The sequence below is a fragment of the Parundibacterium terreum genome (assembly GCF_014636315.1).
Classification (GTDB): Bacteria; Pseudomonadota; Gammaproteobacteria; order Burkholderiales; family Burkholderiaceae_D; genus Undibacterium; species Undibacterium terreum.
The window spans coordinates 66665-87707 of record NZ_BMED01000006.1 but is presented as its reverse complement, the minus strand read 5'-3'; the positions used below and the strand labels follow the sequence as shown (position 1 = coordinate 87707).

Annotated in this window: 20 protein-coding genes; 6 read left to right on the top strand and 14 right to left on the bottom strand. The window is 56.6% G+C overall.

Features of this window, described 5'->3' with window-relative positions:
• Positions 1 to 60: 60 nt before the first annotated feature.
• The 6 genes from IEW12_RS23380 to uraH all read right to left on the bottom strand — a co-directional run bounded on the left by IEW12_RS23380 (position 61) and on the right by uraH (position 6722).
• On the bottom strand, positions 61 to 1611 hold the full coding sequence (locus IEW12_RS23380; protein WP_229751309.1) for a phospholipase D family protein: 1551 nt from the start codon (positions 1609 to 1611) through the stop codon (positions 61 to 63).
• A gap of 599 nt (positions 1612 to 2210) precedes the next feature.
• Positions 2211 to 2957 carry a transporter substrate-binding domain-containing protein gene (locus IEW12_RS23375; protein WP_188568551.1) on the bottom strand — a complete coding sequence of 249 codons (747 nt, stop codon included), beginning with the start codon at positions 2955 to 2957 and terminating at the stop codon, positions 2211 to 2213.
• Positions 2958 to 3262: 305 nt separating this feature from the next.
• Entirely contained in the window at positions 3263 to 3787 is a 525-nt protein-coding gene (locus IEW12_RS23370; protein WP_188568550.1) for an ureidoglycolate lyase, read from the bottom strand.
• A 79-nt stretch (positions 3788 to 3866) separates the two neighbouring features.
• A complete protein-coding gene (alc, locus tag IEW12_RS23365) occupies positions 3867 to 4877 on the bottom strand; it encodes an allantoicase (RefSeq protein ID WP_188568549.1) in 1011 nt (336 codons plus the stop codon).
• A gap of 88 nt (positions 4878 to 4965) precedes the next feature.
• Positions 4966 to 6219 carry a urate hydroxylase PuuD gene (locus IEW12_RS23360; RefSeq protein WP_188568548.1) on the bottom strand — a complete coding sequence of 418 codons (1254 nt, stop codon included), beginning with the start codon at positions 6217 to 6219 and terminating at the stop codon, positions 4966 to 4968.
• A 149-nt stretch (positions 6220 to 6368) separates the two neighbouring features.
• Positions 6369 to 6722 (bottom strand): hydroxyisourate hydrolase, encoded by a 354-nt coding sequence (gene uraH / locus IEW12_RS23355; protein ID WP_188568547.1) that lies wholly within the window; start codon positions 6720 to 6722, stop codon positions 6369 to 6371.
• Between the two features lie 593 nt (positions 6723 to 7315).
• Here uraH and IEW12_RS23350 point away from each other — a divergent pair.
• The 4 genes from IEW12_RS23350 to IEW12_RS23335 all read left to right on the top strand — a co-directional run bounded on the left by IEW12_RS23350 (position 7316) and on the right by IEW12_RS23335 (position 10777).
• Positions 7316 to 8038, top strand: coding sequence for a GntR family transcriptional regulator (locus tag IEW12_RS23350; RefSeq protein WP_188568546.1), 723 nt, complete (start codon positions 7316 to 7318; stop codon positions 8036 to 8038).
• 15 nt (positions 8039 to 8053) lie between these two features.
• Positions 8054 to 9046 (top strand): allantoinase PuuE, encoded by a 993-nt coding sequence (gene puuE / locus IEW12_RS23345; RefSeq protein ID WP_229751308.1) that lies wholly within the window; start codon positions 8054 to 8056, stop codon positions 9044 to 9046.
• A complete protein-coding gene (gene uraD, locus IEW12_RS23340; RefSeq protein ID WP_188568545.1) occupies positions 9043 to 9561 on the top strand; it encodes a 2-oxo-4-hydroxy-4-carboxy-5-ureidoimidazoline decarboxylase in 519 nt (172 codons plus the stop codon). The genes puuE and uraD overlap by 4 nt, the downstream gene beginning before the upstream one ends.
• 358 nt (positions 9562 to 9919) lie before the next feature.
• Complete coding sequence (locus IEW12_RS23335) at positions 9920 to 10777, top strand: outer envelope protein (protein ID WP_229751307.1); 858 nt, start codon at positions 9920 to 9922, stop codon at positions 10775 to 10777.
• 119 nt (positions 10778 to 10896) lie between these two features.
• Here IEW12_RS23335 and IEW12_RS23330 read toward each other — a convergent pair whose 3' ends face one another.
• Positions 10897 to 11928, bottom strand: coding sequence for an adenosine deaminase (locus IEW12_RS23330; RefSeq protein WP_188568544.1), 1032 nt, complete (start codon positions 11926 to 11928; stop codon positions 10897 to 10899).
• Complete coding sequence (gene xdhC / locus IEW12_RS23325; RefSeq protein ID WP_229751306.1) at positions 11909 to 12889, bottom strand: xanthine dehydrogenase accessory protein XdhC; 981 nt, start codon at positions 12887 to 12889, stop codon at positions 11909 to 11911. The genes IEW12_RS23330 and xdhC overlap by 20 nt, the downstream gene beginning before the upstream one ends.
• Before the next feature lie 360 nt (positions 12890 to 13249).
• Between xdhC and IEW12_RS23320 the strand changes: the two genes are divergently transcribed.
• Together IEW12_RS23320 and IEW12_RS23315 are read left to right on the top strand one after the other, a co-directional pair.
• On the top strand, positions 13250 to 13639 hold the full coding sequence (locus IEW12_RS23320; protein WP_188568543.1) for a rhodanese-like domain-containing protein: 390 nt from the start codon (positions 13250 to 13252) through the stop codon (positions 13637 to 13639).
• A gap of 80 nt (positions 13640 to 13719) precedes the next feature.
• Positions 13720 to 14640 carry a hypothetical protein gene (locus IEW12_RS23315; protein ID WP_188568542.1) on the top strand — a complete coding sequence of 307 codons (921 nt, stop codon included), beginning with the start codon at positions 13720 to 13722 and terminating at the stop codon, positions 14638 to 14640.
• A gap of 70 nt (positions 14641 to 14710) precedes the next feature.
• Here IEW12_RS23315 and IEW12_RS23310 read toward each other — a convergent pair whose 3' ends face one another.
• The 6 genes from IEW12_RS23310 to rsmB form a co-directional block, all read right to left on the bottom strand.
• On the bottom strand, positions 14711 to 14968 hold the full coding sequence (locus tag IEW12_RS23310) for a BTH_I0359 family protein (protein WP_188568541.1): 258 nt from the start codon (positions 14966 to 14968) through the stop codon (positions 14711 to 14713).
• Between the two features lie 400 nt (positions 14969 to 15368).
• Positions 15369 to 15740 carry a GTPase gene (locus IEW12_RS23305; protein ID WP_188568540.1) on the bottom strand — a complete coding sequence of 124 codons (372 nt, stop codon included), beginning with the start codon at positions 15738 to 15740 and terminating at the stop codon, positions 15369 to 15371.
• Positions 15737 to 16456 (bottom strand): response regulator, encoded by a 720-nt coding sequence (locus IEW12_RS23300; protein ID WP_188568539.1) that lies wholly within the window; start codon positions 16454 to 16456, stop codon positions 15737 to 15739. The genes IEW12_RS23305 and IEW12_RS23300 overlap by 4 nt, the downstream gene beginning before the upstream one ends.
• A 133-nt stretch (positions 16457 to 16589) precedes the next feature.
• The gene (locus IEW12_RS23295; protein ID WP_188568538.1) at positions 16590 to 18956 is read right to left on the bottom strand and encodes a sensor histidine kinase; all 2367 of its coding nucleotides are present in this window, start codon (positions 18954 to 18956) and stop codon (positions 16590 to 16592) included.
• On the bottom strand, positions 18953 to 19528 hold the full coding sequence (locus tag IEW12_RS23290) for a DUF4390 domain-containing protein (protein WP_188568537.1): 576 nt from the start codon (positions 19526 to 19528) through the stop codon (positions 18953 to 18955). Before IEW12_RS23290 ends, IEW12_RS23295 begins: the two co-directional genes overlap by 4 nt.
• Positions 19529 to 19602: 74 nt before the next feature.
• Positions 19603 to 20961, bottom strand: coding sequence for a 16S rRNA (cytosine(967)-C(5))-methyltransferase RsmB (rsmB, locus tag IEW12_RS23285; RefSeq protein ID WP_188568536.1), 1359 nt, complete (start codon positions 20959 to 20961; stop codon positions 19603 to 19605).
• Between the last annotated feature and the right edge of the window lie 82 nt (positions 20962 to 21043).

Below are 21043 nucleotides of genomic sequence, written 5' to 3'. Positions count from 1 at the left end.
TCGCCGCTGCCGGGCCGCCCATATCGGCCTGGCAGTGGTTCTTGTTTTCCAAGCGACCTGCTACAGCTCGCCCTCCGGCACCAGCGGCCCCAGCAACTGGATTTTGAGGCGGCGCCACCAGTTCACCTCCGGCTCTTCGGTGTGGACCACTTCGCCGTCCTCATTCCTGACCAGCCATTCTATGTCTTCGCCGTTGGCAGCGAGCCTGAGCCGGTACAGGCTGCCCCTGTCCATCAGGCCTTCTATTTGCGCGCACAGTTCCGGGCTGTCGATGAACACGCCTATCTCGGTATTCTTGGATGCCGAGCGCGCATCCAGGTTCATAGAACCCATATACACTTTTTTATTGTCGACGACCGCGGTTTTCGCATGCAGGCTGCCTTGCGAACTGCCGAAAGGTCCCAGCCTGCGGCGCACGCGGCTCAGCGTGGGGCTGAGTTCATGGATCTCCACGCCGGCTTTCAGCATCTCCTTGCGGTAATGCAGGTAGCCATACTGGGCCAGCGGTTCGTCGGTAGAGCCCAGTGAATTGGTGGTCAATATGATCTGCACGTCATGCTCCTTGGCCTGCCGCATCATGGCTACCCCGCTATCGCCGGGGATGAAATAAGGCGACACGATCAAGGCTTGCTGGCGTGCAGAGTTCAGCATAACCAGCACCCGCTGGGTGACAGTAGTTTTCGCCTGCTCGGCACTTAGTCCGCTGACCTTGGCCGGCGGATCTGCATAGGCTTCGGCATGCGCCGCCGTCAGTTGCTGCACATGGCCGTCAGCCAGTTCTTGCGGCAGCGTGCCGTAAGCCGCAAGTTCCGGCGGCAAATGGTCGTACGGTGGGCCTGCAGCGGGAGCCAGCAGCGTTTCCAGTGCAGCATCTGCTGCTTGCGGGTCCGGCCGCTGGCCGCTGATATCGGCAAGCGGATAGACCTGCGGGCTATTCCAGTAGGTATCGAACAGGCCGGATAGCTGGCGCACAACCGGCCCGGCGGCAAAGGCATCAATATCGACAAAATTGCTGGCGCCTGCGCGCATGAAATATTCATCTGCAATATTGCGCCCGCCAAAGACGGCCGCAACATTGTCGGCAATGAACAGCTTGTTGTGCATGCGGTGGTTGACCCGGTCGAAGTCGCTGGCCGCCGCGACAAAGCGCAGCAAGAAAGAAGAACGCGCCGCCGGGAAAGGATTAAAGAGTCTGACTTCCATATTCGGCAGCGCGGCCAGTTGCGACCATACCGTGTCCTGCCCCGCGGCATATAAATCGTCGATGAGTATGCGCACCCGCACGCCGCGCCGGGCCGCGTCCCGCAATGCTTTCAGTAGCGCCAGGCCGGTGTCGTCATGCTGGAATACATAATATTGTACGTCCAGCGTCTGCTTTGCCTGCTGCGCCAGGCGGATGCGGGTTGCAAAAGAGACCGAGGCCACCGGCATCAGCCGGAAGCCGGAGCGGCCGTCTGCCGGCAGTGCTGCCGCAGTTGCTGCGGCTAGCGGAGTGCTGTTGAAATCTGGTATGGCGAAACTGGATGGCACGGGAGGGCGGGGCGGAAGCGCAGCGCATCCGCCTAAGGACAGTATGGCCAGCAGGAGCATCAGTCTCAGCACGGTATGCATGAACTCAAGCCTCGTTGTAGTGCTTTGAACCCGCCAACAAGCCAAGGGCGGGCCCGGCTGTGTGGCAGGCGAGCCGGAAGTGCAGGCGCCATAGTCGCTGGCAGCTACCTCATCACGCAGAGCATAGGCATGCCGCCAAGTTATGCAAACGATGAATGTCTGATATGCGCAAAATAAAGAGGATTTATTTGTTGCACTGCGATATAGTTACACCTGTCTCCTCCAACACCTCCTAAGGTTTGGATTTAGCCCGCAACCGCAAGGTCGCGGGCTTTTTTTTGCCCTCAGATTTTACGCGCTTTTTCAAGGCCGTCCAAATTGGATGAACTGCTGCAATCGCCGGCTTTTGGCGACAGATAAGCTGTTATCCCGAATGAAAGCCTTTTTGCATAATGTGAATCAGCCTACCCGAAGATATGCGTTTGGTTAATAACAGATATTCGCATAATAAATTTCATTTATTTGTTGCGCTGCGATAAAGTTACACCTGTCTCCTCCAACACCTTCTAGGTTTGGATTTAAGCCCGCGAATAGCGGGCTTTTTTTTGCCTATTTCTTCCTGTGATTTTACACGGCCCAGGCGATTTCAGCCCTTTTGTTCAGCCCTTTCTGAATAGCTTGTCGAGTTCGATATTCAGTTTCTTCAGCGTCGCTTCCGGTACTTTACGGGTACACCACAGGTAGCGCATATTCCCGGCTGGCATATCTGAAAAATGGCTTAACTTGAATTGTGCAGGCTCATAGCCGGGGCTGCTGGTCAGCGGACCGAAGGCATCTTCCGCCATAAAAAAATAGTCTGCCCGTTTATACAGCAGCATATTCATCATGCTGGGCATGCCGGCGCTGGTGGGCTCGGTTTTCGGTTTGAACCTGGCGATGGAATCATCAACAAATTTGCCGAAGGAATAGCCTTGCTTGGCCAGCATTACCAGCTTGGGATTGCGCAGGGTGTCCTCCAGCTTGCCGCCGTCTGTCATCGCCTGGTTATCGGCCCGGCTGAGCGCGATGATGGGGCGGGACTGATAGATGGGGTGGCTGAACTGGCCGACCTTTTCACGTTCCGCTATTTTTACCGCGCCGACGATGCAGGCACTCTCCTGGCTGTCCTGCAGGATCTGGTACTGTCGCGCGACAGGGATTTCCTGCCATTTATACGTTACACCAGCCTGTAAAAACGCCTGTTTGACCGGATTGGCAATCAGGCCTTCGATATTGCCGTCATGCTGCTTGTCGCTATGGAAAGCAGGATGCTCGACATACAGCAGCGTCACCTCGTCGCTGCTGTTTGCGTGGGATACGCCCAGCAACCCGGCCAGGCTCAGGAATAGACACAGTCGTTTGTTCATCGCGGTAAATATCAACGCCCTAGTGCTGAGAATTCCGGTGGGGCTTGCCTGTGATACAACAGAGTCTGGATGTTACACTGGTTTTTGGTGAAATGGAGGGTAGAGTTGAAGCTGGGATGAGCCGATGAAGTTATGCTCTGAGGAAATATCTGATATAAGGAAAATAAAGCATACTTCGTTGTTGCGCTGCGGTAAAGTTACACCTGTCTCCTCCAACACCTCCTAGGTTTGGATTTAGCCCGCAACCGCAAGGTGAGCGGGCTTTCTTTTTTCCGCCCCCTTTTTTTCCAAACGTATTGCCGGCTTCAGGCTGTGCGTGCTTTATCCAGCGCGTCCTGTGTCAGCCACAGATCGGTTTGCAGCTGGATCTCATCGCAATTATGGCCCTGGCCTATCCTGTCCACCACCAGGAAGTCGCTGACCTTGTGCAGTGCAATCAACGGATGGTGCCATACCCCTTTCGCATAGTTCACGCCCTGGAAGCCCTTGCCGAGAAATGCACGCAAATTCTCCAGCTTGAACTCGCCGGCGGGCGCGACCACCACCAGGTATTCATCCTCTTCATTCTGCGTCAGCGGCACAAAGGCCTGGCTGCCCAGCGGATGCCTTTCCATGATGCCGATTTCCAGCGGCAGGCTGCGCGGCTGGCCGCGGAACAAGCTGATGATGGGCTGGCCACCTTCGGCAGCGGTATCGGCAGTCGCCAGCGCATGGTAACGCTCGGTCGTGCCCTGGTTGATGGGATAGTGGCGGGCGCCTTCCAGCATCACTACTTCGCCGAAGAGGGCAAAGCTGTCGCGTGTAAGGGGGCTGATGGTCAGGGCTGGCATAAATGTACTCTGGACTGAAATGACAGGGGCTGAGCAAGCGCAGGCGGCAAAGCCCGCGCTCACTGATGTTAAACCAAAACTAAGCTAAGCGGCTCCACAGGCGCAGGCGGGAAACGCCGCCGTCAGGGAACATATTAAACCGGATATGCGTGACCGGTCCGAGCTTGGCGATTTGTTCTGCATAGTAGTGCTGGTGATCCATCTGCAGTTTTTGCTCACCCAGCAGTACCGGCCAGAACATCGATTGAGTAATCAGCGAGCTGTCGGTGCCGCCGACCACATTGGCGGCCTGTATCATGCAGCCGTCCGGGTAGTTGCCCTTGAAGTGGCAGGTATCGACCTCGATCTTTTCCACAATACCTGGCTGCGCCAGTGCGATGATGCACCAGTCATTGCCCGGTTCGCGTCGGCGGCGCGTTTCCCAGCCGTCGCCCATGTTCACGCCACGGCCCGGCATCAGCATATTGGACGCCAGCCCGAAGTGCTGGTTATTGGCGGCAACCACATAACCGCCGTTTTCCATTGCGATCAGGTCAAACAATTGCTTGCGATCTGCCTCGGCCCAGTTGGCTTGCGGCTGCCCGTACACGCGCAGGCGGGCTACGCCGCCGTCCGGATAGATGTTCAGGCGCAGATGCGTGTAAGCCTGCTCGCTGCCTACTTCATGGTAGTGATGGCTATTGCCTTGCAGGTTCACCGAAGGCAGGATCTCGGTCCATTGGGTTTGCGCATCCGGTGCGCCGTCGGCGACATACGCGCCTTCCAGCGATGCTGCGGGTGGGTAGTTGCCGGTGAAATGGCTGGTATCGATATCCACACCTTTGATGACGCCGGCACGCGCCAGCTTCAGCACACACCAGTCATAGCCGTTGACGCGCTTGCGGCGTGACTCCCAGCCGTCCATCCATTTGCCGTTGGTGTCGTATTTACCGGGGATGAACACCGCCGGTTCCGGATTCAGCATGCGCGACATTTCTGCAAAAAAATCGTCACTGGTGGCCAGCGTAGCAGCGCCCAGGCGCGGATCGGCCAGGTTGGGATAGCGGCGGGTGAATTCAGGAGCGTTAGGATCGAGTGCAATGATAGCCATGATGGGTCTCTTTCTTGTCAGGTTTTAGTATCCTGCAGTGCCGCCACTGTGGCGGCGCTGCAATTTCTTTATGGTTTCTTATTCGGGTTTACTTGGCGCCGCCTTCATACCACTGGGCGATGATGGCGCGTTCTGCATCGGTGATATTGGTCAGGTTCCCCAGAGGCATCAGCTTTTGCTGTACCACTTGCTGGTAGATCAGTTGCGCCTTGGCTTTCACCTGCTCAGGCTGCTCCAGTATCAGGCCCTTGGCCGGCGTCGGCATCAGTGTCGGTTTGGATGAATGACACTGTATACAGCGCGCCTGCACCACTTGCTGTACCTGCGCCAGGTCGGCGCCTGTACCGGCGGCAGGGGCTGCAGTGCTTGCACTGGCTGCCGCCGTTGCTGTAGCCGCCGTGGTCGTTGTAGCTGGTACAGCAGCGACAGGCTCAACCGGCCTGGGCGCAATCCATGCTGCTACTGCCGCCAGTATCACCACCGCAATCGCTGGGTAGGCAAAATTGGTATTGCCCTTGTGGCGCAGGATGAAGAACTGGCGTATGAAGACTGCTGCCACCATGATCATCACCAGCACCAGCCAGTTATGCGGATGGGTATAGGTCATGCTGTAGTGGTTGGACAGCATTGCAAACAGCACGGGCAGCGTGAAATAGGTATTATGCACGCTGCGCTGCTTGCCGTTTTTGCCGTGGATAGGATCGACAGGCTCGCCGGCCTTCATCGAAGCGACCACCTTGCGCTGGCCGGGGATGATCCAGAAGAATACGTTGGCGCTCATGATGGTTGCGATCATCGCACCGATGATCAGGAAGGCGGCACGGCCGGAAAACAAATGGCAGGCGCCCCAGGCGGCGGCAATCACATAGGCCACGACCAATACCGACAACAGTTTTTCATTCTTGCCAAACAGGCGGCACAGCAGGTCGTACACTATCCAGCCTACGATCAGGAAGGCCAGCGCCAGCACGACGGCAATCGTCGGGGTCAGGTTGGCGACGCTGGGATCGATCAGATAGGTTTTTGCATTAAACAGATAGACCAGCGAAAACAGGCTGAAACCGGATAGCCAGGTGCTATACGATTCCCAGTAAAACCAGTGCAGGTCTTCCGGTAGTTTGGGCGGCGCGCCCAGGTATTTTTGCGGGTTGTAAAAGCCGCCGCCGTGCACGGCCCACAGTTCACCGCCCACGCCTTGCTGTTTCAGCTTGTCATCGACAGGCGGTTTCAGGCTGTTGTCCAGCCAGACGAAGTAAAACGACGAGCCTATCCAGGCGATGGCCACGATCACGTGCAGCCAGCGCAATAGCAGATTGGCCCAATCCAACAAATATGCTTCCATTCATATGCTCCAAAAAACTTTTTACCGGTTAAATGCGCGCTGCTTGCTGCGATGCCGATATCAGCCGCAGCAAAATACGCGCCATCCCCGTCTTTTAGGTAAGGGCTTAACGATCCAGTGTGTATGCCGTTGCTTGAGCGGCGTGCTGATCAGCTGCCGCGGTAAGTGGAATAGCTCCACGGCGTGGCCACCAGCGGCACATGGTAGTGCTGGGCCGCGTCTGACACGCCGAAACGCAGTGTCACCACGCCCAGGAAGTTGGGCTCGGGCAGTTTGACGCCCAGTTTTGTGAAGTAGCTGCCGATATCAAAGTCCAGCTCATAGATGCCGGCGCTCATGGAGTCGCCTTCCAGCAGCGGCTGGTCGCAGCGGCCGTCGGCATTCGTCAATACCGAACGCAGCGCCAGCCTTTGTCCATCCTTGACCTGGTACAGCTGCACGGCGATACCCTGGCCGGGTTTGCCGTGGGCAGTGTCCAGTACGTGTGTAGTTATACGTCCCATCCTGATTCCCTCATGATTTGGAGTCTGCTGCGAAAAACCCTGGCGCGGTTGCGCCCCTTGACCGTGCCAGACGCGCTTTCATCGTCGGCGGAGCCTGGCCGGATTAATTTCGCAGCAGCCTCTTAAACAAATTTGTATGAGCAGGAAAAAACAAAGGAGGAGAGCAAGCAAAGTATCCCCTCGCTATATGTTCCTGATCAATACAAATCAAAAAGAAAACACTAGCTTTGGGGTATCTCACCCATCTGCTGCCGGGCCGCCTGTACATGGGGAACCGATCTGAGATACGGGTAGAGCTGCCTTCTATTATCGGAGTGTTTTTAGGGCAAAACTTGCGCTTTGCCTTAAAAATATTGACGACAAAGATAAATCAATATTGTTGACAATCTTATGCCTGCTAAAAGCACTGTGTCAAATAGATTTTTGAAGAAAATGTCCAAAATTGATAATGAAACCCTCGCCGAGCGCAATTTTGTGAGAGAGACAGGCCAATTATGTGGTTTATATGATAAAGCCCATATCGCAATATGCTTGCAATTGTCGACAATTTGAATTTTAATGGTCAACAAAGTTAAACCGAAAATGCTGACAAAATGAATGAACCAGTCAAATTAGCCGTCGTGCAGGCGCCTCCCGCAGACAGCGGCGCGCAGGCGGAAGAGCGCATGTACCGCGAAATTTACGATGCCATCATGGAGCACAGGCTTCCGGCGCGCACCAAGCTGGCCGAGCAATCCCTGGGCGAAATCTACAAGCTGGCCCGCCACGGCGTGCGCAAGGTACTGAATCAGTTGGCTGCCGATGGGCTGGTAGATCTGGAACCGAATCGCGGCGCTTTCATTGCCAGCCCCAGCGACAAGGAGGCGCAGGACATGTTTGACCTGCGCTACACGCTGGAACAGATGGTGATAGAAAAAGCGATGGCGGGTGCCGTCGATACCAAGGCCCTGCGCGCACTGGTGGAGCGCGAGCGCGCTGCCTATATGCAGGGCGACCGTTCGCTGTGGATACGGCTGTCGGCGGATTTCCATATCGAACTGGCCAAACTCAGCGGTAACGACTTGCTGGTAGAGATGCTGCGCCGCCTGGTGTCACGCACGACCTTGCTGATTTCAACCACCGATGCGCCCGGCAACCAGCCATGCTCGTTTGACGAGCACCTGAAGGTGCTGCAGGCGATGGAACAAAAAGACAAGGCCGGCGCGCTGCAGGAGATGGCACATCATTTGCAACAGTGTTCTTGCCGTACGCCGCAAAAGAGCGACAAGGGTTTCGATTTGCGTGCCGCGCTGGGTAAGCCGCGGCCTTCCAAATAGCATGAAAAGGCTAGCATGAGCATGACAACAGACGGCAGCAACATCAATAATTATCCCAGGGACCTGATCGGCTACGGCCGCGATGTACCTCACGCCGAGTGGCCGCAGCAGGCGCGCATCGCTTTGCAATTCGTGCTGAATTATGAAGAAGGCGCTGAAAACAATGTGCTGCACGGCGACAAGGCTTCCGAGCAATTTCTGTCCGAGATCGTCGGCGCAGCGGCCTATGAAGCGCGCCACATGTCGATGGAGTCCATCTACGAATACGGTTCACGCGCAGGCGTGTGGCGCATCTTGCGCGAGTTTGAGCAACGCGGCCTGCCGTTGACTATTTTCGGCGTGGCGATGGCGTTGCAGCGCCATCCTGAACTGACCAGCGCCTTTGGCGAACTGGGGCATGAAATCGCCTGCCATGGCCTGCGCTGGATCCATTACCAGAGCATGGAAGAAGCCCTGGAGCGCGAACACATGCAGCAGGCAGTGCAGATTTTCCGTGAGCTGACCGGTAGCGCACCTTTGGGCTGGTATACCGGCCGCGATTCGCCGAATACCCGCAAGCTGGTCGTCGAGCATGGCGGCTTTGCCTATGATTCCGACTATTACGGCGATGACCTGCCGTTCTGGACCGAGGTCGGCCTGTCCGATGGCAGTAGCAAGCCGCACCTGGTAGTGCCGTATACGCTGGACAGCAATGACATGCGCTTCGCGACACCGCAGGGCTTCAATACCGGCGAACAGTTCTGTCAATACCTGAAGGACAGCTTCGATGTGCTGTACGCAGAAGGCGATCCGGCCGGGTTGAACCAGCCGAAGATGCTGTCGATAGGCATGCATTGCCGGCTGCTGGGGCGCCCGGGCCGTTTCCGTGCGCTGCAACGCTTCCTTGATTACGTGCAGTCGCATGACAAGGTCTGGATCTGCCGCCGCATCGATATCGCCAATCACTGGATGGAAAAACATCCTTACCCGAATAGCTCCGACCGCCAAGACAAGAAAGCCTCCGCATGAATCACACCGTTTCCCTGGCTGAATTGAATACGGCCAGCCCAGCCCGCTTCGTTGAAGTCCTCGGCGGTATTTTTGAACATTCCCCCTGGGTCGCAGAGCGCGCGCTGGCGAACCGGCCCTTTGCATTGGTACAGGACTTGCATACCGCAATGGCAGAAGCAGTGCGCCACGCCGATGAGGTAACGCAACTTGCCTTGATACGTGCCCACCCGGAATTGGCGGGCAAGGCGGCCGTAAGGGGCGAACTGACTGCAGAATCGACGCGCGAGCAAAGTGGTGCGGGCCTGAACCAATGCAGTGCGGAAGAATTCAATCTGCTGCAAAAATTGAATGCGGACTATAACGAGAAATTCAGTTTTCCCTTCGTGATCGCGGTACGCGGCCATGACAGGCACAGCATCATCCAGCATTTCACTCGCCGCCTGTCATCCGACCGCGCGACCGAGATGCATGAATGCCTGGAGCAGATTATCAAGATAGGCGGCTTCCGCCTGGCGGACTTGGTGGCGCAGTAAAAAAAAAGAAATTTGGAGATTCGGGTTGTGCCTGCTGTCTCGGCAACGTCTTGCTAAATAGGATGGGATTGATAAGTCCAGCGTGTCAAAAATGCGCAGTGATTTAAAAATTCGGGCGACTTCAACCATGGTGCCCGCTGACAGAAAGCATCTCAATGGCATGAATGAAATGCGTTCTGGTCACAGGAATGATCTTCACGCAGGGGCTGTTTCCGCTTAACCCTGAATAGCCTCACAGCAGCAAAAATAGTAGAAAAAACAGTAGAAAAATATTACAGCTATTTCAAAAGCCTGAACCACGGTACAGTTTTGCAGCTTGTGGCTCAGGCAAAATTTTGTCCAACCTTTGGGGAGATTTATGAGCATCACTACGAAAAAAAGCCTGGTGCAGGCTGCATTGTTCGGCATCACGGCACTGGGGCTATTGCAATCCCAGTCCCAGGCTGCGGAATGGAGCGATACGGCGATTAGCTGGCGCCACGGAAATTCCTTTGCGGAGCCTTTCAATCCGCAAGATATCGGCAAGAATATCTTTGCGCTGACCCATGTCAGCGGCTACAAATACGGCACCAATTTCTTCAACCTGGATTTCCTGCAATCCGATAGCAAGGACCCCGGTGCAGTAGGTTCCAGCGCCGGTGCGCAGGAAGCTTACCTGGTGTACCGCAATACGCTGGACATAGGCAAGATACAGGGCAAGGACATCAAGTTCGGCCCCATCCGCGGCGTGGGCGTGACCCTGGGTTTTGACTGGAATACCAAGAATGACGTAGGCTACAATTCCCGCAAGCGCATGCTGGTTGCCGGTCCTACGCTGATGTGGGATGTGCCGGGCCACCTGAACACCAGCATCGTGCTGCTGCGCGAGAGCAATGCGCCTTCCTTCATCCCCAGCCGCTATACCTATAAAACCCATCCCATGCTGACCGCTGACTGGGGTATTCCATTGGGCGAGAAATTCTCGTTTGAAGGCTATGCCAACTTCATCGCCAGCAAGGGCAAGGATGAAGTAGGCAATGATACTGCTGCCGAAACCAACATCGATATGCAGGTGATGTATGACGTCGGCTCCATCGTGGGAGCAGGCAAGAATACTTTCCGCATCGGTGTGGAATACCAATACTGGAAGAACAAGTTCGGCAATTCTTCAGCGACTACCGGCAACAAGGGGCAAACCGCCAAGACGCCTATGGTCAGGGCTGAGTACCACTTCTAAGCAAGCGGGGTTGAAGCGTGCGCTCGGGATATCCGCGAACGCACGCTACCTGCATATAGTGAACTTTATGGCATAGGCCGGGACGGCCTTGTACGATGCAGCAAACGTATCTGTTCGCCTCAGTGTGCCTGCTGTGCGTAGGCGGCCAGCTCATCCAGCCACAACTGTTTTTGCTCCGGCGCGGCAAACGACGCACAGAAACCGTTCTTGGCAAGCTGCACCAGTTCGACGCGGCTCAGATCCAGGGCGTCGGCGGAGGCGATGAAGTTGGCGTTCATGTAGCCGCCGAAATAGGCAGGGTCATCTGAATTGATGGTGACGCACAGGCCCGCGCGCAGCATGCGTGCCAGGTTGTGTTCACTCAGGTCATCCACCACGCATAATTTCAGGTTGGATAACGGGCATACGGTCAGCGGCATCTGGGTCTTGGCCAGTTTTTGCATCAGCGCCGGGTCTTCTTCTGCGCGCACACCGTGGTCTATGCGTTCTACCTGCAGCACATCCAGTGCGCTGTGGATATAGGCCGGAGGGCCTTCTTCGCCGGCATGCGCCACCAGGTGGAAGCCCAGTTCCCGCGCCTGCGCGAAGACCTTGCTGAATTTTTCCGGCGGATTATCTACCTCGGCCGAATCCAGCCCCACACCATTCCACAGATCCGCATACTGCTCTCTCAAGGGCAGTGCCAGCTTCAGTGTTTCCACGGCATCTTCCTCGCTCAGATGGCGCAGGAAGCACAGGATCATGCTGCTGGAAAAACCGTGCTCCTGCCTGGCCTGGCGCAAAGCGCGGGCGATGCCGGCGAATACTGTTTCCGTGCTGACGCCGCGCGCGGTATGGGTTTGCGGATCGAAGAACAGCTCTACGTGGCGCACGCTGTCTGCCAGTGCGCGCTGCACATAGGCCATGGTCAGGTCGTAAAAGTCCTGTTCCGTCAGCAGCACTGCTGCGCCTGCGTAATACAGATCGAGAAAAGATTGCAGATCCGTGAAGTTGTAGGCAGTGCGGATTTCCTCTACCGACGCGTAAGGCAGCGTGACCTTGTTGCGCTGTGCCAGCGCAAACATCAGCTCAGGCTCCAGCGAGCCCTCTATGTGCAGATGCAGTTCGGCCTTTGGCAGCTTGTTGATGAAGTCATGGTGAGACGTGGTCATGGGAGCTCAATTCTTTGCGTAGTCGTGTATCGACCGGTGTGCCTAGTGTACGTGCCTCGGACCACAGTTGCAATAATTGTGCCGCGACTGCGACCGCGATCACGCCGGGCTCCTTGCCGCTGATGCCCGGCATGCCTATAGGGCAGACCATGTCTTGCAGCCTGCCGGCGGCGATGCCACGTTCCTGCAAGCGGCGCTCAAAGTTGACGCGCTTGGTCTTGGAACCTATCAGGCCGAACCAGGCTGCATCTGTGCGGCGCAGGATATGCTCGGAAAGAATCAAATCCAGCCCGTGATGGTGTGTCATCACCAGGAAGTAGCTGCCTGCTTCGGCGTTGGCAATGACCGCTTCCGGCACATCGGTATCTTCGGTTTCTACGTTGCCCGGCAGGGAGGCGGGGAACAGGTGATCGCGCTCGTCCACCCAGCTGATGCGGCAAGGTACCTGCGCCAGCACCTGCACCAGCGCCGCACCGACGTGGCCGGCGCCAAACAGGTACAGATGCGGTAGTTTCGGCTGGAGTTGCTGAAATTGCAGCAGCTTTGCCGCGTATTCTGCATCGCTCATCTGGTCCAGTCGTTCCAGTGCGATATGCACTACGCCGCCGCAGCATTGCCCCAGGCTAGGGCCGAGCGCCAGTCTTTCCGTGCGCGCAATGCAAGCTGCGCCGGCCACGCTGGCCACCACCGGCTCGGCCAGCCACAGGCGGGCCATCGCCAGCGCTTTCCATTCCAGGTGGCCGCCGCCTATCGTGTCGCATTGCGAATGCGGCGTGACCAGCATGCGGCTGCCCGTAGTGCGCGGCGTGGAACCGGCAGCATCGGTGATCGATACCAATACGGCATGGCGCTCGCGCGGCAATTGCATCAGGCCGTTATACCAGTCTAGCGGCGTAATGGCTTGCGAACCGGGAGATGCACAGCATGTAGTGTCGGAATAGGCCATGATGAGGGCTAGCATTTTGATGCAAGGACGATAGCATTCGCTTGCAAGGAACGCATACGGTCTGAATGATGTCGATTATTTACGGTCATCTATAGTGTTGCCTGCTATTGTCGATTTTATGCGTTTATTGCCGGTTTTACAGGTTTTTTTTGCTGACAATGACGGGTAAAGAACCCTATCAGCATTGGGTCCGGCGCAAGTGGCTGCCTGCGTCTGCTTTGCTCCGGGCTTTGCGAAATGCGGTGATTGCGCGGAACTGATCCATTTACGCCACACCTGATATTCGGAAAGGCACCTAGGTAAGTAAAACGCGGTATATTGGTCACAGCCCCAGATCATTGCTGCAACCCAAGCAAATTGCCTCACGGATTACAGATGGAACACTTCAGCCCCCAGCAAGCCGCAGACTACCTGCAAGCCCACCCTTCCGCGTTGTTGATAGACTGCCGTAGCGAAATCGAGTTCCTGTTTGTCGGCCACCCTACCGGCGCCATCCACGTAGCCTGGAACGATGGGCCGGACTGGGCAGTTAATCCGCGCTTCGTACCGGATGTGAAAAAAATTGTCGGTAACGGCGACCGTCCCATTTTGCTGATCTGCCGCAGCGGCAGCCGCTCGGTGACGGCGGGCGAGGCGCTGGAAGCCGAAGGTTTTAAAAATATCATCAATGTCCTGCATGGGTTTGAGGGCGACCTGGATGCCGAACACCAGCGCAGTACCGTGAATGGCTGGCGCCACGACGGCCTCCCCTGGAGCCAGTGTTGAGGGGCTAAGCCTGCATCATCCTGTCGCCCGTATCAAATTTGCGGCTGAATATGCCCAACTGGTTTTTAGAAAGGTGAGCCATGAAACACACCTCCATGAAACAAGCCTGCTGCCTGTTGCTGTTATCTGCGTTGTGCCAACTGGCGCTTGCAGAAACGCCGCCTTACCAGATCCGCCGTATCGATAGCAGCACCGTTGCTTATCACGGGGTCATCGGCAAAGGCAGTACCCGCCATTTATTACCCTTCCTGGATGCCGGCACCGATACGCTGGTCGTCACCTCGGCAGGCGGCAGCGCCGACGAGGGCATGCGGCTCGCAGAGGAGTTGCGCAAGCGGCATATCCGCCTGGTGGTCGACAAATACTGCATGTCCAGTTGCGCCAATTACCTGTTTCTGGCTGCGCGGCAAAAATCAGTGAATCCCGGCAGCCTGATCGGTTTTCATGGCGCGCCGCTGGGCAGTCTTTCCGAAGAAAAGGAAAGGCAATTCCAGCAAGGGCGGCTTAGCAGCAAATCGATGAAGGGCGAGGGCATGCAAAATTACCTGGACAAGCTGGCGATCCGGGAGCTGGAGTTTTTTGCTGAAATCGGCGTAGACCGCGGCTTGTACCGTGACGTGGACAAGCTGATACTTGATTCAGTTGCCGGTAAAAACAAGGCAGCGCCGCTGCAAGGAAAACTGACGCTGAAAACCGGTCGGCACCAGTGGGATTATGGCGTCAGCGATGCGGAACTGGATAAGCTGGCGCTGAAGATGGCGGCGCTGGACAGGAAAAAGGTCCGCTACACAGTGCAGGGAGAAATAGAGCGGCCCGGCACCGCGCCCAATACCGCATATTTTCCCAGCCGCGCAACCCTGGAAAAGTATGGTGTGATGGGAATACAGAATTACCCTTATCCAGCCGACCATGCGGAATTGAAGAAGCTGGTCGGCAGGGTTTTTGACAAGGGCGTGCATATCATTGCCGATTTTGCCACGCTGGAAAATCCTGCAGGCTAAGCTGCAGGCTTCCCTCAAATGATGCTTACTGATTTACTGATGCGCTTGAACCCGGTTCAAGCGCATGAACTCAGTGCAGCAGCACCGATTGCGCCATATAGGAATCAAACTGGCCCAGGAAGTCGTCGATTTCTTCCATGCTGGGTTCAGTGGCGATCAGATCGGTGACATCCTTGCGGAAATTCAGCGCCAGCGGGCCGCCGATAAACCATTCGCGGCGCACCGACTTGTCGGTAATTTCATATCCGCCAAAACGCAGTGCGTCATGGTCAGCGTCGGCACCGTATTCCACCACGCTATATTGCTCGCTATTGTAGATGAGGTTCATTTTCTATCCTTTCCGATACCAAACAGGGTCTCGCTAATTAGTTCTAACCCAGACATGGTGCTGACGAGAAGGAATTTCAAGTGTTCCCGAGGTCGGGAAACACTTCCCTTCAGCAATAATTACGGTAGGGCAATCACTCAACTTGAGTGACTATTTGCAGTATTTGACGTTTGACTGCGATTTAAAAATGATCTGGCGATGATTTCTGATATGCATTTATCAAGGAGTTTGCTGCTTCACAATGCTTGCTGGAAGAGGGCTGTTTGCGTTTGGTGATACGGTGATACGGTGATGCGGTAATGGCTACATGCTGACCATATGCTTTCAGCTTAGTGCATGTCAGGCGCGTGCGTCCGGTATTTTCAGTGCGCCGGCTCGCCATGCGGCGATGACATATGCGTTATAGCTGGACTTCTTGCATCAGCTGCAACAAGCCGTCGTAGGGCTCCTGGCTCAGGAATTGGCGGATATTGTCCAGATGCTCACTACTGGCGAGGCTGATCACCAGCAGGCCGGGTTTGCGCCGTATCACGCGATTGAGCGTGACGCGCATTGCGAGATTGCCTATGCAGCACATGCAGCCGGGCGCGATACGCTGGATTTGCAAAACAGGGGAGGGGGTCAATACGGCCTGCCCGCTGGGCAAGCCTTCTAGTATGACTTCAACCACAGCCGGCTCAGCGGCGGAATCCGGCCTGGACGAAAGCTGGCTAGCGATGGCGATTTCCCTGGCCAGGTAATCGCCCCCGCTGACCAGCAGGGTGGGGATCATTCGCCGCGCTTGGCGTATTTCATCGACTCTACGCCGAGTTGTTTCAGTTTGCGGTACAGGTGAGTACGCTCAAGGCCGGTTTTTTCGGCAACGCGGGTCATGCTGCCGCCTTCCCGGTGCAGATGGTATTCAAAATAGATGCGCTCAAATGCATCCCTGGCTTCGCGCAAAGGCAAGTCGAAAGACAGGTTGGAAATATGGTTGTTAGCGGTAGTCGGCGCAACATTCTGCATAGGCGCAAAATGCCGGCTCTCATAGGCAACCGGCGCTGCGGCAAAACCTGGATTGGTCGCGATCAGCACTTCATTGGGCACAGCGCGCAAACCGGGATTGGCCGGACGCGGGGCTTCCACGCTGCGGGTCAGGCCCTGCTGCACGGCTTTCAATAATTTTTGCAAGGCGATAGGCTTTTCAAGGAAGTTGAGGGCGCCTATGCGGGTCGCTTCGACCGCGGTATCTATCGTTGCATGACCTGACATCATGATGACGGGCATGGTCAGCACGCCGTCACGCTGCCATTCTTTCAGCAGAGTGACGCCGTCGGTATCCGGCATCCAGATATCCAGCAGCACCAGATCAGGGCGTGACTCGAGGCGCGCCTCGCGCGCCTGCTGGGCGTTTTCCGCCAACTGCACTACGTGTCCTTCATCGCCCAAAATCTCCGAGAGCAATTCCCGGATTCCCATTTCGTCATCGACGACCAATATGTTTGCCATAAATCTACCCTATTAAATTCATCGCCAGTGTCAAAGTCTGCGTCTCTCCCGGACGTTAGACTGGTATTCTTGTTTTGACAGCAGCAGGATTCAGAGACACGTAATCCGCCAGAAAATCACAATAACTGGCACATCATGAATCCGGTGCTAACTTTAACAGCAAAATCGATACTTTTGCACCGTTTGTATCGCTACGATTTTGAATATCGATTCTACCGCCGTGTTCATCTATGATTTTTTTGACCATAGGCAATCCCAAACCGGTACCGCGCGGCTTGGATGTCGCATAAGGTTCAAACGCGCGCGCCAGGATTTTACTGCTGAAACCGGGTCCATTGTCGGTAATCGACAAACGCACTGCCGAGCGCCCCTCTTTGTCCGCGCCGGTATACCTGACCACTTCCGTCTTCACGTCGATTTGCGGCACAAAGCCGGGTTTGGCATTGTCGGCGACCGCATCCTGCGCATTTTGCAGCAGATTATGGATCACTTGCCGCATCTGGGTCGCGTCGCCCATCACCAAAGGCAGGTCGGGCGCCAGGCTCACGCGTATCGCGTCCCTGTCATCGCCGGCAACATACAGGTGCAGCACTTCATCTATCAGGCCGCTCAGGTTCAGTTGCTTCAGCACGGCAGGCGGCGTCCTGGCATAGTCGCGGAAGTCATCCACCATGCGTTTCATTGACGTCACCTGGTTCACGATGGTGGTGGTGCTCTTGTTCAGGATCGCCGCATCCGCTTCGCCCAGCCTGTCCTGCAGCTTCATTTGCAGGCGCTCGGCTGACAATTGTATCGGCGTCAGCGGATTCTTGATTTCATGCGCGAGGCGGCGGGCCACTTCGCCCCAGGCGATGGACCTTTGCGCCGAGATGATGTTGCTGATGTCATCGAATACCACGACATAGCCGGTACCGGAGGCCACCGGCAGGTGGGAGCCGCGCGCCAGCAGCGTAATGTTCTGCTCTTCGGTATTGTTCTTGTCGCCGGTATGGTCGGGTGCGGCATTGGCGCTGCCGGCTGCCTGCATGCGCGGAATTTCTATCTGCTGTTGCCAGTGCTGCTCGTTTTCATTCTCGCCGCCGGCCGCTGATTGTGCATGCTGCTCTGAAAAAGCCTTGTCTATCGCTGCCGCAAATGCATGCATGCCTTCGATGTCGGTCAGGCTCTTGCCTATATCGCCTTCCAGGCTGCGCTGCAATATGCGCTCTACCGATTCATTGCAGGTCACCAGGTTGCGGCTCTGGTCCAGCACCATCACGCCGGCCGACATATTGGCCAGTACCGATTCCAGATAGGCTTTGGCGGTTTCCAGCTCGCTGCGGTTTTTTTCCACCGTGGCCCGCGCATCGGATAATTGCCGGGTCATCGTATTGAAGGACTTGGTCAGCGTGCCCAGTTCGTCGGAGGTGGTCACGATGGGGCGCGGCGACAGATTGCCTTCGGCCACCGCCTTGGTTCCTTCCGCCAGCAGCAGCAGGGGCCGGGCCAGCTCGCCGGAAATCATGAAGGCACTGCCTATCGCGGCGAAAATCGCCAGCAGCAGGGTCAGCGTCAGCGTATACAGATACATCTTGCGCAGGCTGGCACGACTGCGCGAGCGGATTTCATATTCGCTGGCGGCGTTTTGCAGCGATTCGGCATTGGCGGCCAGTTCCTTGGGCACCGGGTGTATCAGTTGCAGGTAGAAATTATCATTTTGCAGCGACAGGCCGGCATTGGAAGTCTGCAAGGCGATGACCACCCGCGAGCGCAAAACGGTAGGCTCCTCGGTGATTGCAGCAGAGGCGCTGGCCCCGGCTTGCGCATTGCTGTTACCGTCGCCATTGCTGGCTGCTCGTGCCGAGGCTTCAGGATTGCCTTCGGTGGCCGCATAAATGCGCGAAATACTGGCTTGCCTGATCATCGCCGGGCTGGGTATTTCCGGCAACAAGGCGCGTACATTGCCGCTGGCGGATGCAATTACCCGGCCGCGGCTGTTGACGATGATCGCATCCTGCACCTGCATCTGTTCGCGCAGCCGCGACAGGTGGATCGCCATCGACGCTTCGGACGGTTCCGACAATTGCGACGCCATATTGCGGGCCCGGCTCTGCAAATCCGCCAGTGACAGCTCCAGTGCACTACGGCCCAGGTTGAAACCCGATTCCAGCGCCGATTCTATCTTTACGTCAAACCAGGATTCGATGGAGCGGCTGACAAACTGTACTGATACCACATAAATCACTGCACCCGGCACGATGCCGACCAGCGCAAACAGTAGTACCAGCCGGGTCATCAGGCGCGAGCCGAATTCGCCGGCGCGGTAACGCTTGAACAGGCGCCACAGCAAGGTGCTGACCATGAACAGCAGCGCGCACGCAATCAGCGCATTGGCACCGACCAGCCATACATAATACTGTTCCAGCCGGGAGGAGTTTTCCGATGCCGACATCAGCAGGAATAGCAGGATACCCATCACCCCGCCGCCGATAATCAGCGCATACCGCAAAATTCTTGTCACTTCTCGTCCGCCTTGAAGGTAAATCGCTTCCACTCGGACGACAGGCGCCAGTCACTATTATTCAGTGCATTGATCAACAAGGGTTGCTTGGGAACCTGGCCGAGGTCCAGCTTCAGGCGCACTGCGACATTGTAGGTGGCGCCACTGGTCAGGTCGGATTTCTCAGCCACCACCCAGCGGCGCGGTCTGAGTACGGTATTCATTGCTTCTTCCAGCGTGGTGAAGTTCTGCGGCAGGCTGCCGCTGCTGGACGAGGTATATTGCCGGGTCCACACGTTGTAGCTGATCTTGACTGTTTGCGTGGAGTTGATTGCTTTTTCGTCGAACCAGTACCAGCGCGGCCGGGTCAGTTCGACCTCGGTCATGAAATACATGGGGATGCCGCGCGTGATGGCGTCTTCCAGTGCGTGGCTGAGTTCAAAGGAAAAACCGGCAAATATCCGGTAGCCCTCTTCGCTGGACTCTATCCGGGCTGTTGTCACTTCTGCATTGGCGGCCTGTGCCGGTGCTTGCAACAAAAGCAGCAGGGCCAGCAGGCAGTGCATCAGCAAATAAACAGGGCGTCTGATCATGTGATAATGAAAAGGCGTTGTATCCAGAGTAAGAAAAGGATTGATATGACCGCCATCATATCTTGAAAGTTGCGTCAGGCCGCCGGTTTTTGGAACAAGGCATAGAACAAACCGTCATGATCGTTGTTGCCATCCGACGTGGGCAGCAACTGTCCGGGTGCGTCCAGCCGGATGGCCTGGTGGCGTTTGGCGAAGGCGGCGGCCTGGCCTTCCGACTCCATGGGCCAGATGGAGCAGGTCACCAGCAACAGTTTTCCTTCCGGTTTCAGCATGGCCCACAAATTGTCCAGGATTCTGGCTGACAAGGCCGCCAGTTGCGTTGCGTCCGACTTGCGGCGCAGCCAGCGTATGTCCGGGTGGCGTCGGACTATGCCGGACGCGGTACACGGCACATCCGCCAGGATGCGGTCGAAGAGCTGGCCGTCCCACCAGTTGGTCTTGCTGGCGTCGCCGGTCTTCAGTGTGGCAGATAGTCCCAGCCGGTCCAGGTTTTCCTGGATGCGGGTCAGGCGCTTTGGATCGGAGTCCAGCGCAGTCAGTTGCAGATCCGCGCTTTCCAGCAAATGTCCGGTCTTGCCGCCGGGGGCTGCACAGGCATCCAGTACCCGCATGCCGTTGGCCACATCCAGCAGCGGCGCAGCCATCTGCGCGGCGGCATCCTGCACCGACGCGTGGCCGCGGTCAAAACCCGGGATCTGGTGCACCGGCACCGGCTTGGCCAGGCGTATGGCGTCCGGGCCGATCTGGGTGGCTGCAACTTGCTGCGCTTCCAGCACGCGCAGATAATCGGCAACGCTGTTCTGGCGCCGGTTCACCCGTAGTGTCAGCGGGGGAGGTAAATTGCCGGAACGCAAGATTGCCTGCCAATCCTTGGGATAAGCGGCCTTGCATTGGTCCACCCACCATTGCGGATAATTCCACAAGGCAGCCGGCTGTTTTAATACCGTAATTGTCAGTTCATCCTGTTCGCGCAGGAAGCGGCGCAGTATCGCATTGACCATGCCCTTCGCATGTGCCATGTGCGGGTTGGAAGATGCGGCGGTCACCGCCTGGTCCACCACGACAAAAGGCTCATACGGCAAGTCTTCATCGCCGACCTTGATGATCAGCGTCAGCGCGCAGCACAGCAGGCCGTACAGCAGTGCCGGTTCCGGCGCCTTGCTGGTCATCGCCGTCAGCAAGGCATCAGCCTGGCCGACCTGGCGCATGGTACGGTAGGAAATATCCTGGATCGCGCCGCGTGCTTGCGGTGAAGCATTATTTTGGGCAAAAACCTTGGCCAGCGCCTGCGGCAAGGCGGTCCCCTCTAATACATAGGCAACGGCTTGCGCCGCGCCCAGCAGGCTGAAGGCGAGGGAATCGGGCTTGACCTCGACCGCCTTGAAGTCGGCGGGAGCGGGTTTGGTGATGGTTTTTCTGGATGGAGGCAACATAGGGCTACGGATTTGATACTAGATATTCGGGACTGTCGGCGAACCGGAAACACCACAATACTACGCGTGGCCCGTCCAGGTC

Excerpts from the sequence above, each read along its gene's own strand:
- IEW12_RS23380 (WP_229751309.1), bottom strand. The coding sequence starts at position 1,611 with ATGCATACCGTGCTGAGACTGATGCTCCTGCTGGCCATACTGTCCTTA.
- IEW12_RS23375 (WP_188568551.1), bottom strand. The coding sequence starts at position 2,957 with ATGAACAAACGACTGTGTCTATTCCTGAGCCTGGCCGGGTTGCTGGGC.
- IEW12_RS23370 (WP_188568550.1), bottom strand. The coding sequence starts at position 3,787 with ATGCCAGCCCTGACCATCAGCCCCCTTACACGCGACAGCTTTGCCCTC.
- alc (WP_188568549.1), bottom strand. The coding sequence starts at position 4,877 with ATGGCTATCATTGCACTCGATCCTAACGCTCCTGAATTCACCCGCCGC.
- IEW12_RS23360 (WP_188568548.1), bottom strand. The coding sequence starts at position 6,219 with ATGGAAGCATATTTGTTGGATTGGGCCAATCTGCTATTGCGCTGGCTG.
- uraH (WP_188568547.1), bottom strand. The coding sequence starts at position 6,722 with ATGGGACGTATAACTACACACGTACTGGACACTGCCCACGGCAAACCC.
- IEW12_RS23350 (WP_188568546.1), top strand. The coding sequence starts at position 7,316 with ATGAATGAACCAGTCAAATTAGCCGTCGTGCAGGCGCCTCCCGCAGAC.
- puuE (WP_229751308.1), top strand. The coding sequence starts at position 8,054 with ATGAGCATGACAACAGACGGCAGCAACATCAATAATTATCCCAGGGAC.
- uraD (WP_188568545.1), top strand. The coding sequence starts at position 9,043 with ATGAATCACACCGTTTCCCTGGCTGAATTGAATACGGCCAGCCCAGCC.
- IEW12_RS23335 (WP_229751307.1), top strand. The coding sequence starts at position 9,920 with ATGAGCATCACTACGAAAAAAAGCCTGGTGCAGGCTGCATTGTTCGGC.
- IEW12_RS23330 (WP_188568544.1), bottom strand. The coding sequence starts at position 11,928 with ATGACCACGTCTCACCATGACTTCATCAACAAGCTGCCAAAGGCCGAA.
- xdhC (WP_229751306.1), bottom strand. The coding sequence starts at position 12,889 with ATGCTAGCCCTCATCATGGCCTATTCCGACACTACATGCTGTGCATCT.
- IEW12_RS23320 (WP_188568543.1), top strand. The coding sequence starts at position 13,250 with ATGGAACACTTCAGCCCCCAGCAAGCCGCAGACTACCTGCAAGCCCAC.
- IEW12_RS23315 (WP_188568542.1), top strand. The coding sequence starts at position 13,720 with ATGAAACACACCTCCATGAAACAAGCCTGCTGCCTGTTGCTGTTATCT.
- IEW12_RS23310 (WP_188568541.1), bottom strand. The coding sequence starts at position 14,968 with ATGAACCTCATCTACAATAGCGAGCAATATAGCGTGGTGGAATACGGT.
- IEW12_RS23305 (WP_188568540.1), bottom strand. The coding sequence starts at position 15,740 with ATGATCCCCACCCTGCTGGTCAGCGGGGGCGATTACCTGGCCAGGGAA.
- IEW12_RS23300 (WP_188568539.1), bottom strand. The coding sequence starts at position 16,456 with ATGGCAAACATATTGGTCGTCGATGACGAAATGGGAATCCGGGAATTG.
- IEW12_RS23290 (WP_188568537.1), bottom strand. The coding sequence starts at position 19,528 with ATGATCAGACGCCCTGTTTATTTGCTGATGCACTGCCTGCTGGCCCTG.
- rsmB (WP_188568536.1), bottom strand. The coding sequence starts at position 20,961 with ATGTTGCCTCCATCCAGAAAAACCATCACCAAACCCGCTCCCGCCGAC.